The sequence below is a fragment of the Bradyrhizobium sp. SZCCT0148 genome, assembly GCF_018129985.1.
GTDB classification, from domain to species: domain Bacteria; phylum Pseudomonadota; class Alphaproteobacteria; order Rhizobiales; family Xanthobacteraceae; genus Bradyrhizobium; species Bradyrhizobium japonicum_H.
Window position 1 is genome coordinate 63,064 of sequence record NZ_JAFCKT010000004.1, and the last position, 11,887, is coordinate 74,950.

Annotated in this window: 11 protein-coding genes; 6 read left to right on the top strand and 5 right to left on the bottom strand. The window is 64.9% G+C overall.

The features are described from left to right. Positions 1 to 13: 13 nt before the first annotated feature. From JQ580_RS15170 to JQ580_RS15195, 6 genes are all read left to right on the top strand, one after another. A complete protein-coding gene (locus JQ580_RS15170; protein WP_212280875.1) occupies positions 14 to 1,408 on the top strand; it encodes an FAD-linked oxidase C-terminal domain-containing protein in 1,395 nt (464 codons plus the stop codon). Further along, entirely contained in the window at positions 1,405 to 2,928 is a 1,524-nt protein-coding gene (locus JQ580_RS15175) for a sugar ABC transporter ATP-binding protein (protein ID WP_212280876.1), read from the top strand. The genes JQ580_RS15170 and JQ580_RS15175 overlap by 4 nt, the downstream gene beginning before the upstream one ends. Beyond that, positions 2,921 to 3,871 (top strand): ABC transporter permease, encoded by a 951-nt coding sequence (locus tag JQ580_RS15180; RefSeq protein ID WP_212280877.1) that lies wholly within the window; start codon positions 2,921 to 2,923, stop codon positions 3,869 to 3,871. The genes JQ580_RS15175 and JQ580_RS15180 overlap by 8 nt, the downstream gene beginning before the upstream one ends. Next, positions 3,868 to 4,845, top strand: coding sequence for an ABC transporter permease (locus JQ580_RS15185; protein WP_212280878.1), 978 nt, complete (start codon positions 3,868 to 3,870; stop codon positions 4,843 to 4,845). The genes JQ580_RS15180 and JQ580_RS15185 overlap by 4 nt, the downstream gene beginning before the upstream one ends. A gap of 42 nt (positions 4,846 to 4,887) precedes the next feature. Beyond that, positions 4,888 to 5,862 (top strand): sugar ABC transporter substrate-binding protein, encoded by a 975-nt coding sequence (locus tag JQ580_RS15190; RefSeq protein WP_212280879.1) that lies wholly within the window; start codon positions 4,888 to 4,890, stop codon positions 5,860 to 5,862. Positions 5,863 to 5,935: 73 nt separating this feature from the next. Further along, positions 5,936 to 6,223 carry a YciI family protein gene (locus JQ580_RS15195; RefSeq protein WP_212280880.1) on the top strand — a complete coding sequence of 96 codons (288 nt, stop codon included), beginning with the start codon at positions 5,936 to 5,938 and terminating at the stop codon, positions 6,221 to 6,223. Between the two features lie 90 nt (positions 6,224 to 6,313). Here the strand turns inward: JQ580_RS15195 and JQ580_RS15200 are convergent, their stop codons facing one another. The 5 genes from JQ580_RS15200 to JQ580_RS15220 are packed head-to-tail and all read right to left on the bottom strand — an operon-like array spanning position 6,314 to position 11,789. After that, positions 6,314 to 7,306 (bottom strand): ABC transporter ATP-binding protein, encoded by a 993-nt coding sequence (locus JQ580_RS15200; protein ID WP_212280881.1) that lies wholly within the window; start codon positions 7,304 to 7,306, stop codon positions 6,314 to 6,316. Then, positions 7,303 to 8,292, bottom strand: coding sequence for an ABC transporter ATP-binding protein (locus JQ580_RS15205; protein ID WP_212280882.1), 990 nt, complete (start codon positions 8,290 to 8,292; stop codon positions 7,303 to 7,305). Before JQ580_RS15205 ends, JQ580_RS15200 begins: the two co-directional genes overlap by 4 nt. Positions 8,293 to 8,311: 19 nt before the next feature. After that, on the bottom strand, positions 8,312 to 9,235 hold the full coding sequence (locus tag JQ580_RS15210; RefSeq protein WP_212280883.1) for an ABC transporter permease: 924 nt from the start codon (positions 9,233 to 9,235) through the stop codon (positions 8,312 to 8,314). Beyond that, positions 9,232 to 10,173, bottom strand: coding sequence for an ABC transporter permease (locus tag JQ580_RS15215; RefSeq protein WP_212280884.1), 942 nt, complete (start codon positions 10,171 to 10,173; stop codon positions 9,232 to 9,234). The genes JQ580_RS15210 and JQ580_RS15215 overlap by 4 nt, the downstream gene beginning before the upstream one ends. Positions 10,174 to 10,187: 14 nt before the next feature. Further along, a complete protein-coding gene (locus JQ580_RS15220; RefSeq protein WP_212280885.1) occupies positions 10,188 to 11,789 on the bottom strand; it encodes an ABC transporter substrate-binding protein in 1,602 nt (533 codons plus the stop codon). Positions 11,790 to 11,887 lie beyond the last annotated feature (98 nt).

Genomic DNA, 11,887 nt, shown 5'->3' on the forward strand with positions numbered 1-11,887 from the left:
ACGGGAGCTAAGGATGGGACCGCGGGTCAGCACGAGCATATTGGCCGATCGCCTCACCGGCATGATCGGCCCGCGCGCGAGCGTTGCGCGCGGCGTGCTCGATCAGCATGGGCAGAGCGAATCGCACTATCGTAATTTGCCGCCCGACATCGTCGTCTTCCCCGAAACGACGCAGGAGGTCGCCCAGATCGTCAAGCTCTGCGCGAGCTCGGGTATGCCCATCGTTCCGTTCGGTGCGGGAACCTCGCTGGAAGGCAACGCGGCCGCAATTGCCGGCGGCGTCTGCTTCGACTTCGCACGCATGAACAAGGTGCTGACGGTGCACGACAGCGACATGGACGTCGTCGTTCAGCCCGGCATCACCCGCAAGCAGCTCAATGCCGAGCTGCGCAACACCGGGCTCTTCTTTCCGATCGACCCCGGTGCCGACGCCTCGATCGGGGGCATGACCTCGACGCGGGCCTCCGGCACCATGGCCGTGCGCTACGGCACCATGAAGGACAATGTCATGGCGCTGGAGGTGGTGCTGGCCGACGGCCGTATCATCCGCACTGCGAAGCGTGCGCGGAAGTCGGCCGCCGGCTATGACCTCACTCGCCTGTTCGTCGGTGCGGAAGGAACGCTTGGCGTGATCACCGAGATCACCCTGAAAGTGCATCCCGTACCGCAAGCGATCTCGGCCGCCGTCTGCAGCTTCGACACGCTGCATGATGCCGTCAACACCGCGATCTCGGTGATCCAATCGGCGATCCCCGTCGCGCGCATCGAGCTGCTCGACGACGTCATGATGCGCGGCATCAATGCCTACGCCAAGCTCGGCTATCGCGAAGCGCCCACCTTGTTCTTCGAGTTCCACGGCTCCGAGTCCTCCGTTGCCGAGCAGGCCGAAGCCGCGCAGGCGATCGCGGCCGACCACAGCGGCCACGGCTTTGCCTGGGCGAAGGCAGCGGAGGACCGTAGCCGGCTCTGGCACGCCCGCGACAACACCCTCTATGCCGGACTGGGCCTGCGGGCGGGCGCGCGCGCCGTGATCACCGATGTCTGCGTGCCGATCTCGCGACTGGCGGAATGCCTGACCGAGACACGGCGCGATGCGGACGAGCATGGCTTCACAGCGCCGATCGTCGGTCATGTCGGCGATGGCAACTTTCACATGCTGATCCTGATCGATCCCGCAAAACCTGAAGAGAGCGAAGGCGCCAAGGCGCTGCAGGCCCGCATGGTCGCCCGCGCCATTGCCATGGACGGCACCTGCACCGGCGAGCACGGCATCGGCCTCGGCAAGATCGAGTATCTCGCTGATGAACTCGGCGAAGCCGTCGACGTGATGCGATCCATCAAGACCGCGCTCGATCCTGATGGGTTGATGAACCCTGGAAAGATCTTCGCGAGCGGAGCCAAGGCATGAGCGACGCGCTTCCGGTCGAGGTCACCACGCCCACGCCGCTGCTGGAATTGCGCGGCATCAGCAAGGAATTTCCCGGCGTCAAGGCGCTGGATGACGTGTCCTTTGCCGTCTATCCCGGTGAAGTCCACATGCTGCTGGGTGAAAACGGCGCCGGCAAGTCGAGTCTGATGAAGGTGCTGTGCGGCGCCTATCGCGCCGATGCCGGCGAATTCTATTACAAGGGCGACAAGGTCGCGATCTCGTCGACCGCGGATGCGCAGAAGCTCGGCATTGCCGTGATCTTCCAGGAATTCTCGCTGGTTCCCCATCTCGATATCGCCCAGAACATCTTCCTGGGCCGCGAGCCCGGGGGACGCATCCCCGGCACCATCGACCGCCGCAAGATCCTGGCTGATGCGAAGCGTGTGCTCGACACGATCGGCTTCGACATCGATCCATCCACGACCGTCGACAAGCTCGGCGTCGCGCAGCAGCAGATGGTCGAGATTGCCAAGGCGATCAGCCAGAACGCGCGCATCCTCGTGATGGACGAGCCGACCGCGGCGCTATCCGACCGAGAGACCGAGCTGCTGTTCGCGCTGATCGCGCGGCTGAAGGGCGACGGCGTGTCCATCGTCTACATCTCGCACCGCATGGCCGAGGTGTTCGCGCTTGGCGACCGCATCACCGTGCTGCGCGACGGCCGCCGCATCGACGGCGTCAAGCCGGCCGATGTCACGCCGGACCAGCTGGTGCGCATGATGGTCGGCCGCAACGTGGACATGACCTATCCGCGCAATTTTGCCGACAAGCCCGGCGAGCTGCTGTTGGAAGTCAAGGGCCTGAGCGCGCCGACCGGCATCTCGGACATCAACATCGAGGTGCGCCGCGGCGAGATCGTCGGCCTGTGCGGCCTGGTCGGCTCCGGCCGCAGCGAAGTCGCGCGCGCCATCTTCGGCGCCGATCCCGTCACATCAGGCGAGATCATCTTCGACGGCAAGGCCATTTCCGGCGAGCCTGATCTTGCCGCTCGCCGCGGCATCGCGCTGATCCCGGAAAGCCGTAAGAGCGAGGGTCTCGCGCTGCTGCGCTCGGTCAGCGACAATCTCGTGGTATCGGCGCTGCGAAAGCTGTTTCCGAGCGGGCTTTTCGATTCTCGAGGCGCGCAACGGACTTCCGACGCCCTGATCCGGCAATTGCGCATCGCAACGCCCAGCGCGCGTCAGACCGTCGGTCTGCTCTCGGGCGGCAACCAGCAGAAGGTCGTGATCGGCAAATGGCTGGCGGCCGGCTCGAAGCTCTTCATCTTCGACGAGCCGACGCGCGGCATCGACATCGGCGCCAAGTCCGAGATCTTTGCGCTGATCGACCGCCTGGTCGCGGAAGGCGCGGCGGCGCTGATGATTTCGTCCGAGCAAATCGAGATCTGCCATGTCTGCGACCGCGCCTACGTGATGCGCGAGGGCCGCATCGCCGGGCACCTCGCCCGTAACGAACTGACCGAGGAGAACATCGTGCGACTGGGGATGCATCATGCGTGAAGCCGCGATCGTCTCTCAATCCAACCCGCTGCAGCGCATTCCCGGCGTTGCCATCGTGCTCGTGCTTCTGATCGCGCTGTTCAGCGCGATCGCGCCCGGCTTTCTGTCGGTCGCCAATCTCTCCAACGTGCTAGTGCAGTCGACCATCCTGACCATGCTCGCGCTGCCGATGACCTTGATCATCATGACCGAGGGTCTGGACCTCTCGATGGGCGCAGTGCTGACGCTGACCTCGCTCTGTGTTGCGCTCGTCTCTCTCGCAACCCATTCGATGCTGCTGGGCCTCGGCGCCGGGCTGCTGGTGGGCGTCGCCTTCGGCCTTGCCAACGGCTGGCTGGTCGCCATCCTCGGCATTCCACCTTTCGTCGCGACGCTCGGCACGCTCGGCATGGCGCAAGGGCTGTCTCTGATCGTCAGCGACGGCCAGAGCGTGGTCGGCATTCCCCACAGCGTGCGCGACATCTATTCGGCGACACTGCTCGGCGTGCCCGTGCCGATCGTGATGGCGCTCGTGACCTATGCGGCGTTCCACGGCCTGCTCTATCACACCCGCTTCGGCACCTACATCTTCGCGCTCGGGGGCAATCGCGAGGCGCTGCGCTATGCCGGCCTGTCGCCGAACAGGCTGCTGATTGCGGTCTATGCGCTCGGCGGCGCCATGGCCGGCATCGCCGGGCTGTTGATGACGGCGCGCATGAATTCCGGCCATCCTACCGCCGGCCTCGGCCTCGAATTCGATGCGATTGCGGCCGTCGCGGTCGGCGGCACCTCGTTCGAGCGCGGCAATGGCTGGCTGCTCGGCACCCTGCTCGGCGTGCTCTCGGTCGGTGTGCTCCGCAACGGGTTGAACCTGATCTCACTGCCGTCCTCGGTGCAGGTCGCCAGCGTCGGCGTGCTCGTCATCGTCGCGCTGTTCCTCGATGGTCTCAGGAGCCGGGCATGACCGACATCACAAAAGACGCCATGATGCCGTCCCGCTCGTTCCTGTCGCAGGACGCGATCCAGGTGTTCTACCGCCTGCTCGCGGCCCTCCTGATCTGCGCGGTGCTCGCCGTGCTCAGCGATTCCTTTCTGAGCCTCGGCAACATCCTCAACGTGCTGAGGCAGGCGAGCCTGACCTTCTTCATCGCGTCCGGCCTGACGCTGGTGGTGCTGACCGCCGGGCTGGATCTCTCCGTCGGGGCCAATGTCGCGCTGTCGGCCTGCATTGCCGGCACCGTGATCCACAAGACCGGCTCGCCCGCACTCGGCATCCTCACCGGGCTTGCCTGCGGCGGCCTCGTCGGCCTGCTCAACGGCATCATGGTCACCGCGCTTCGCATCCCCTCCTTCATCGCCACCTACGGCATGCTCTGGGTGCTGAACGGCCTCACCTACTGGTACATGGCGGGCGAAACGCTTCACGGCTTCCCCGCCGGCTTCCGCCAGATCGGCAGCGGCTATCTGTTCGGCCTGCCGATCCCGGTCTATCTGCTGCTGGTGTTCCTCGGGATCGGGACGTTCTTCGCGCAGCGGACGATCTGGGGCCAGGAGATCTACGCGATCGGCGCCAATCCGGTCGCGGCCCGGCTCTCCGGCATCCCTGTCGCGCGCCGCCTGCTGCTGGTCTACGCGGTCTCCGGCACCATGGCGGGACTCGCTTCGATCATCTTCCTGTCGCGGCTCAATTCGGCCGAGGCCGACATCGGCGAAAGCCTGACGCTGCCCGCGATCGCGGCCGTGCTGATCGGCGGCACCTCGCTGTTCGGCGGCGTCGGCACCGTGTTCGGCACCTTCATCGGCGCGCTGATCCTGACGCTGGTGCTGAACGGCATGAATTTGCTCTCGGTCAGCGCCAACTGGCAGCCGCTGGTGACAGGCGTCATCGTCATTCTCGCGGTCTGGCTCGACATGAAGACCCGCCGCCGCGCGCAATAATTTCCTGGACTACCAACAAGCAAAACGAGGGATGGAGGCAACATGAAACATACACTGGGTTACCTGACGCTGCCGCTTCTGATGGCCGCGGCATTCACGACGCAAGCGCGGGCGGACGGCGAAACCATCGCCGTCTTCACCAAGAACCAGACCAACCCGTTCTTCCAGACGGTGCGGGTCGGCGCCGACAACATGGCGAAGACGCTGAACGCCAAGACGCTGCAATACATCCCGACCAAGCCAGATTCGATCCCCGAGCAACTGAGCCAGATCGAGGACGTGGTGGTGAAGAAGCCGAGCGCGATCGTGTTCACGCCAGTCGACTACAAGGCGATGGTGCCGGGCGTCGAGAAGATCAACGAAGCCAAGATCCCCGTCGTCAACATCACCGACCGCTCCGCCGGCGGCAAGTTCCTCTCCTTCGTCGGCGCCGACGATTACAGCCTGGGACTCGAGACCGCGCGCTTTCTCCTGAAGACGCTCGGCGGCAAGGGCAACATCGTCATCATCGAGGGCGTCAAGGGCTCGCTGACGAATGTCGACCGCGTTCGCGGGTTCAACGACGCGCTGAAGGAAGCGCCGGGCGCCAAGCTCTTGGCCTCCCAGCCCGGCAACTATCAGCGGCTGCAGGCGCTCCAGGTCATGGAGAACCTGATGCAGTCGAACTCCCAGATCGACGGCGTACTCGCGGCCAACGACGCCATGGCGGTCGGCGCGATCGAGGCGCTGGACGGTGCCAACCGCAAGGCCCAGGTGATCGGCATCAATGGCACCAAGGAGGCGATCGACGCGATCAAGTCCGGCAAGCTGCTCGCGAGTGGCGACTACAACGGATTTGCGCAAGGCTGCCTCGGCACCATGATGGCGATCCGTAGCCTTCGCAACCAGCCTGTCATCGCCGAGATCGTGCTGAAGCCGACGGTCATCACCAAGGACAATTACCAGCCGTTCGACGTGCCGCTGGAGCAGCGGACTTGCCCGACCTTCGAGGAAGCCGGCAAGCTCGGCGCCAAGTAAGTCCACCCCATCGCGTCCGGACGGTCGCCACGGCGGCCGTCCCAACAACCGAAGCCGAAGCAACGGAGACACCATGCTGTTCGCCATTCACGCCGTCGACCGCGCCGGCGCATTGCCGACCCGGCTCGCCAATTACGATGCCCACAAGGCTTTCCTGAGCGACACGTCGCGCTTCGGCGTCAAGATCGTGATGTCGGGCCCGCTCGTCTCCGACGATGGTCAAACGATGATCGGCAGCCTGTTCCTGATCGAGGCGCCCGGCCGCAGCGAGGTCGAAGCCTTCAACCGCGCCGACCCCTTTGCGTCCGCCGGCATCTGGGAAAAGGTCACGATCACGGGCTTCCTGCGCCGACAGGGCTGAGGCAGGCCCCACCCAAAAATGCGAAAACAACCCCATGCACAGTAGAATGGGGTTGATTTTGCTGGCGAATTTCCGACGAAATCTCGCGCCTCAGCTGTTCATCGCCGCAGCGCCGTCCTCGAGATGACAGGCCACCCACTGCTCGGGTCCGGTGGTGCGAAGCACCGGTTCTTCAGCCCGGCAGCGATCGAATACGAGCGGGCAGCGGGTGTGGAAGCGGCAGCCCTTTGGCGGGTTGATCGGGCTCGGCACGTCGCCCTTCAGGATGATTGGATTACGCTGGGCGCCGGGCTCGGGCAGCGGGACCGCCGAGAGCAGCGCCTTGGTGTAGGGATGCCTTGGCGCGGCAAAGATCTCGCGGCGCGGCGCCACCTCGACGATCTTGCCGAGATACATCACCGCGACACGGTGGGTCATGTGCTCGACGATCGCGAGGTCATGGCTGATGAACAGCAACGCGAGGCCGAACTCGCTCTGGAGATCCTGCAGCAAATTGACGATCTGCGCCTTGACCGAGACGTCGAGCGCCGAGACGGCCTCGTCGCACACGATCAGCTCGGGTTCGGCCGCGAGCGCGCGGGCAATGCCGATGCGCTGGCGCTGGCCACCGGAGAACTCGTGCGGCCTGCGGTTCAGCGCCTCGCGCGGCAGGCGCACGGTGTCCATCAGGGAGGTGACGCGCACCTCGAGGTCCTCCGCCGATTTGGCGAGGCCGAAATTCCGGATCGGCTCGCCCAGGATGTCGCGCACGCGCATGCGCGGATTGAGGCTGGAGAACGGGTCCTGGAACACGACCTGCACGCGGCGTCGCATCTGGCGCATCGTGCTCGGCGCAGCATCGTCGATGCGCTGACCGTCGAGGATGACCTGCCCTGAGGTGATGTCGAACAGCCGCAAAATGGCGCGGCCGACCGTCGACTTGCCGCAGCCGGATTCGCCGACCAGCGACAACGTTTCGCCGCGCGCAATCTCGAACGAGACGCCGTCGACCGCATAAACCCATTCGGACTTACGGCCGAAGAAACCCTTGTTGACTGGAAAATGCTTCTTGAGGTCGTTGACCTGGAGCAACGGTGGACTCATGCCGCGATGGCCCCCTTGGCGGAGTAGTGGCAGGCGGCGACGTGGCGAGCTGCTTTCTCTTCAAGGCCCGGCGCATATTGGCGGCACAGATCGGTCGCGAGCGCGCAGCGGCCGGCGAAGACGCAGCCGATAATCGGCTTGCGCAGATCGGGTACCTGTCCGGGAATTTCGGCCAGACGCTGCGCGGTGCCAGTCAGCGACGAACCGAGCCTTGGCACGGCGCCGAGAAGGCCTTGCGTATAGGGATGGCGCGGCGAGCGGAACAGCTCGGCGACCGGCGCCTCCTCGACCTTGCGGCCCGCATACATCACCATGACGCGCTCGGCGATCTCGGCGACGACGCCGAGGTCGTGGGTGATCAGGATGATGGCCGCACCGACCCGGCTCTTGAGGTCCAGCATCAGCTTCAGGATCTGCGCCTGGATCGTCACGTCGAGCGCTGTGGTCGGCTCGTCGGCAATGAGAAGCTTGGGATTGCAGGCGAGCGCAATCGCGATCATCACGCGCTGGCGCATGCCGCCGGAGAGCTGGTGCGGATATTCGCGCACCCGGCGCCCCGGTTCGGGAATGCCGACCAATGTCAGCATTTCGACTGCGTGCGCCTCCGCCGCCGCCTTGTCCAGACCCTGATGGATCATCAGCGTTTCGCGGATCTGGCGGCCGACGGTGAGCACCGGATTGAGGCTCGTCATCGGCTCCTGGAAGATCATCGAGATGTCGTTGCCGCGGATCGCGCGCATCTCGCGATCGGAGAGTTGCAGCAAGTCCCTGCCGGCAAAGCGGATCGCGCCTGCGATCCTGCCCGGCGGCTCCGGGATCAGCCGCATCAACGACATCGAGGTCACCGACTTGCCGCAGCCGGATTCGCCGACGATCGCCAGCGTCTCGCCCTCGTTGACATGGAACGACACCCCGTCCACCGCGCGATTGATGCCGCTGGGGGTACGGAAATGGGTCTGCAGATTATCGACTTCGAGCAATGCCATCGTGATCAGCCCCGCACCATCAGAGGCTCTTGGCCATGCGCGGATCGAGCGCATCGCGAAGGCCGTCGCCGAGCAGATTCACCGCTAGCACGGTGACGGACAGGAACGCCGCCGGAAAGAACACGATGTAGGGCTTGACCTGCCACAGCGCGCGGCCCTCGGCCATGATATTGCCCCAGGACGGAATGGTGGGCGGCGTGCCCGCGCCGATGAAGGACAGGATCGCCTCGGTGATCATGGCGCTGGCGCAGATGTAGGTCGCCTGCACCAGCATCGGCGCCACCGTGTTGGGCAGGATGTGGCGGAGAATGATCATCGGCGTGCGCGTGCCGCAGGCCACCGCGGCATCCACATAAGGCTGCTCGCGCAATGACAGCACGACGCTGCGGACGAGGCGCGAGACGCGCGGGATCTCGGCAACGGTGATCGCCAGGATGACGTTGCCGACGCTGCCGCGCGTCAGCGCCATCAGCGCGATCGCCAGCAGGATCGGCGGGATCGACATCAAGCCGTCCATGAAGCGCATCAGGATGCCGTCGGCCCAGCGGACGAAGCCGGAGACCATGCCGATGGCAAGGCCGGCCGCGGATGCGAAGATCGCGACCGACAGTCCGACCGTGAGCGAGACCCGCGCGCCATACAGCACGCGGGAATAGACGTCGCGGCCGAGCACGTCGGAGCCGAACCAGTAGTCTGCCGAAGGCGCGCGCGTGCGTTTGGACGGCGCGAGCGCCGTCGGATCGACCGTTCCGAGATAGGGTGCGAAGATCGCGATCAGGACCAGCGTGAGCAGCAGCGCGCCGCCGATGGCGACCGTCGGATGACCGCGCAGGAAGCCGATGAAGCCGCGCCGGATCTTGACCGGCCGAAGGATCTCCGGCAGTTGCGGCGCGAGGACGAATCCGGCCGGAAGCGATTGCGGATTGACGGTGGTGTCGGTCAATAGCGGATCCTCGGGTCAACGAGCGTATAGACGACGTCGATCATCAGATTGACGAGGACGTAGACGAAGCTGAACAGCAGCACGATCCCCTGAATGACAGGGTAGTCGCGGCGCAGGATCGCATCGATCGTGAGCCGGCCGAGGCCAGGAATCGCAAACACGCTTTCGGTGACGACCGCGCCGCCGATCAGGAGCGCGATGCCGATCCCGATCACGGTGACGATCGGCACCGCGGCATTCTTCAGCGCGTGAACAAACAGGATGCCGCCCTGCCCGAGGCCCTTGGCCCGCGCGGTGCGGATATAGTCCTGCTGCAGCACTTCGAGCATGGTGGCGCGGGTGATGCGCGCGATCAGCGCGATATAGACGCAGCCGAGCGCGACCGCCGGAAGAATCAAGTTCTCCAACCAGGGCCAGAAGCCCTGGGCCAGTGGCGTGTAGCCCTGCACCGGAAGCCATTCCAGTTCGAGCGCGAAGATATAGGCGAGCATGTAGCCGACCACGAAGACGGGCAGCGAGAAGCCGAACACGGCAAAGCCCATGATGACGCGGTCGATCAGGCTGCCGGCTTTCCACGCCGCCACGACGCCGAGCGGCACCGCGACCACGATCGTCAGCAGCAGCGTGACGGTCATCAGCGACAGCGTCGGTCCGAGGCGCTGTCCGATCAGCGCCGAGACCGGCAGGTTGGTGAAGATCGAGGTGCCGAGATCGCCATGCAGGATGCGCCAGACCCAGCTGCCGAACTGGATCAGGAACGGACGATCGAGACCGAGGCTCTGGCGGATGCGCTCCACATCCTCCGGGCTCGCCTGGTCGCCCGCGATCACCACGGCGGGATCACCCGGCGCGATGTAAAGCAGGCTGAACACGAACAGCGCGACGATTGCCATGACTGGCAAGGTCGCGGCGATGCGACGGAGGATGTAAGAGAGCATCTGGCTTCAGTCGATCATGCGGATTTCGACACGCCCCAGAAGAACGGCAACGGCCCCTTGGCGATGCCGGAGACGTTCTTGCGCCAGGCCGTGTAAGTCAGGAAGAAGCCGGTCGGCGCGTAGACGACATCCTCGAGCGCCGCCTTGTTGACCCGCCCGATCGCCGCCTTTTCCTCCTCGACACTCTTGGCGTCGAACCAGCCGGCGATCTCCTTCTCGGTGTTCGGGCTGTTGGGCCAGCCAAACCAGGCCTTGTCGCCATTGGCGCGAATGGCAGTGTAGGCCGCAGGCGTGATGCAATCGGCGCCGGCATGCCAGCTGTGGAACATGTTCCAGCCGCCTTGCCCGGGCGGTGTCTTCTGCGCCCGGCGAGAGCCCACCGTGCCCCAATCGGTGGCAACGAAGTCGACATTCATGCCGAGCCGCTTCAAGAGGTCCGCGGTGACGTCACCCTGCGCCTTCGTGATCGGCTGATCCTGCGCGACCAGGCACGTGACCGGCTGGCCTGAATAGCCGCTCTCGGCGAGCAGCTTCTTGGCGGCATCGAAATCGCGCTTGCCCTTCAGGATTTCACCGCCCAGTTCGTTGTAGACAGGCGTGTCCGGCGTGAAGAAGCCGGGCAGCGGCTTCCACAGCGCGTTATCGTCACCGACGATCGCGCGCATGTAGTCTTCCTGGTTGAGCGCCATCAGCACCGCGCGCCGCGCCCGCACGTCGTTGAACGGCGCGAACAGGTGGTTCATGCGGAACGAGCCGATATTGCCGAGCGGATCGCCGATGTCGACGCTGATGTTCTTGTTTTTCTTCAGCACTGGCACGAGATCGGCGATCGGGTTCTCCCACCAGTCGACCTCGCCGTTCTGCAATGCGGCGGCGGCGGTCGCGGGGTCCGGCATCACGATCCACTCCACGCGATCGATGAGCATCTGCTTGCCGCCGGCAAGCCAGGACGACTTCTCCTGCCGGGGAACGTAGTCGGCGAATTTCTCGAACACGGCCTTGGCGCCCGGGACCCATTCACCCTTGGCGAACTTCATCGGACCGGAGCCGACATATTCGTTGATCTGCTTGAACGGATCGGTCTTGGCGATGCGCTCGGGCATGATGAAGGAGCACGGCGCATTGTTCTTGGCCAGTGCGTAGAGCATCTTCGGGAAGGGCTGCTTCAAGGTCCATTTGAAGGTGCGGTCGTCGACGGCGGTCAGCTCCTGCTGGATCGCGATGATCATCAGGCCCATCGGATCGCGCGCGGCCCAGCGCGACAGGCTCGCAACGACGTCCTTGGCGAGCACCGGCTCGCCATCATGAAACTTGAGGCCGGGGCGGAGCTTGAACGTCCAGGTCTTGCCGTCGTCCGTCGTCTCCTCGGACTCCACCATTTGACGCTGCGGCTGAAGCTGCGCGTCGATGCCGTAGAGCGTGTCCCAAACCAGCGCCGCCGCATTGCGCACGACATATTGCGTGCCCCAGATCGGATCGAAATTGGCGAGATTGGCCTGCGGCACGAAGCGCAGGGTGCGGGCCGATGCGCCTTGTGCGATGGCCGGGGCCGACAGACCCGTCAATGCCAGACCGCCCGCGCCAGCCAGTCCCTTCAATACGGTCCTGCGATCCATGAAATCCTCCCCGTCGTGCCGTGATGCCGGCCAATTATTGGCCAATGGCAGGTGAAACCGAAGCCCATTAGCGTGCAAATGGTATGCCAGTAACCGAA

Bases quoted from the DNA above. Each gene is read 5' to 3' on its own strand.
- JQ580_RS15220 (WP_212280885.1), bottom strand. From the start codon at position 11,789: ATGGATCGCAGGACCGTATTGAAGGGACTGGCTGGCGCGGGCGGTCTG.
- JQ580_RS15215 (WP_212280884.1), bottom strand. From the start codon at position 10,173: ATGCTCTCTTACATCCTCCGTCGCATCGCCGCGACCTTGCCAGTCATG.
- JQ580_RS15170 (WP_212280875.1), top strand. From the start codon at position 14: ATGGGACCGCGGGTCAGCACGAGCATATTGGCCGATCGCCTCACCGGC.
- JQ580_RS15195 (WP_212280880.1), top strand. From the start codon at position 5,936: ATGCTGTTCGCCATTCACGCCGTCGACCGCGCCGGCGCATTGCCGACC.
- JQ580_RS15175 (WP_212280876.1), top strand. From the start codon at position 1,405: ATGAGCGACGCGCTTCCGGTCGAGGTCACCACGCCCACGCCGCTGCTG.
- JQ580_RS15190 (WP_212280879.1), top strand. From the start codon at position 4,888: ATGAAACATACACTGGGTTACCTGACGCTGCCGCTTCTGATGGCCGCG.
- JQ580_RS15200 (WP_212280881.1), bottom strand. From the start codon at position 7,306: ATGAGTCCACCGTTGCTCCAGGTCAACGACCTCAAGAAGCATTTTCCA.
- JQ580_RS15185 (WP_212280878.1), top strand. From the start codon at position 3,868: ATGACCGACATCACAAAAGACGCCATGATGCCGTCCCGCTCGTTCCTG.
- JQ580_RS15180 (WP_212280877.1), top strand. From the start codon at position 2,921: ATGCGTGAAGCCGCGATCGTCTCTCAATCCAACCCGCTGCAGCGCATT.
- JQ580_RS15205 (WP_212280882.1), bottom strand. From the start codon at position 8,292: ATGGCATTGCTCGAAGTCGATAATCTGCAGACCCATTTCCGTACCCCC.